This is a genomic window from Fervidicella metallireducens AeB (assembly GCF_000601455.1).
Taxonomy (GTDB): domain Bacteria; phylum Bacillota; class Clostridia; order Clostridiales; family Caloramatoraceae; genus Fervidicella; species Fervidicella metallireducens.
Genome location: NZ_AZQP01000144.1, coordinates 1 through 941, shown reverse-complemented (window position 1 = coordinate 941; position 941 = coordinate 1). Strand labels below are relative to the sequence as shown.

2 protein-coding genes are annotated in these 941 nt (G+C 33.7%); both read left to right on the top strand.

Annotated features, from left to right (window positions below):
• The coding region (gene tnpA / locus Q428_RS15575) for an IS66 family insertion sequence element accessory protein TnpA (RefSeq protein WP_035382090.1) at positions 1-319 on the top strand (319 nt) is incomplete at its 5' end.
• Positions 313-669: an IS66 family insertion sequence element accessory protein TnpB gene (gene tnpB, locus Q428_RS14180; RefSeq protein WP_035382088.1), complete on the top strand. Its 357-nt coding sequence runs from the start codon at positions 313-315 to the stop codon at positions 667-669. The genes tnpA and tnpB, both read left to right, overlap by 7 nt.
• Positions 670-941: the final 272 nt, after the last annotated feature.

The following is a 941-nucleotide window of genomic DNA, read 5'->3' as shown; positions in this document are numbered from 1 at the left end:
TTTAAGAGCACAATGGCTTGAAAGAATTAAGGCATATAAAGCAAGCGGTTTAACTCAGGCTGCATTTTGTAAAGAGAATAATTTAAATATTAAGCAGCTAAGCTATTGGGTGAGAAAATACAGAAATATAGAGCAAGAGCAAAAGAATAATTCTGATGAAAGTCAAAACTGGCTGGCATTGGATATAAAAAACAATATGAGTCAAACTGAGAAGGATGTTATCAATGTAAGAGTAGGAAAAGCTGTTGTTGAAATAAAGCCAGGGTTTGATAAAAATCATTTGTTGAATCTTTTAAAGGTGTTAGAAACATTATGTTAAATCAGACTATTGTCGATAAAGTTTATTTAGCTTGTGGCTCTACAGATCTTAGAAAGTCGATAGACGGACTTGCTGTCATTGTAAAAGAATGTTTTGATCTTGACCCATTTTCAAACTGCTTATTTGTATTTTGCAATAAAAACAGGGATAAGCTTAAAATTCTTCAATGGGAGCATAATGGTTTCTGGCTGTACTACAGACGCCTTGAAAAAGGCAAGTTTCAATGGCCTGTTGCAGATAATAACACAGCTGTCAGTATTGATCAGCGTCAGCTGCGCTGGCTTCTTGATGGACTGGATCTTGTGCAGAAAAAGGCACATCCTGAAGTTAACGCACGTACAATTTTATAAAATCTAATAAATCAACAGATTGTAATTGTAAACAAACTGTTGATTTTTCTAATTCTTAGAGGATTTTTAAAACAAACGTCGAATTATGTAAATATGGAAAAGATAAATGAAACACTAAAAAATAATAAAATCGATGTAAATTCATATACATATGACGATCTTCAGAATTTATGTATTAAGCAGGAGCAGCAGATAGCTGAACTTTCTGCAAAGCTTAAATGGCTTGAAGAACAGTTCCGACTAAGTCAGCAAAAACGCTTTGGGGTCTCAAG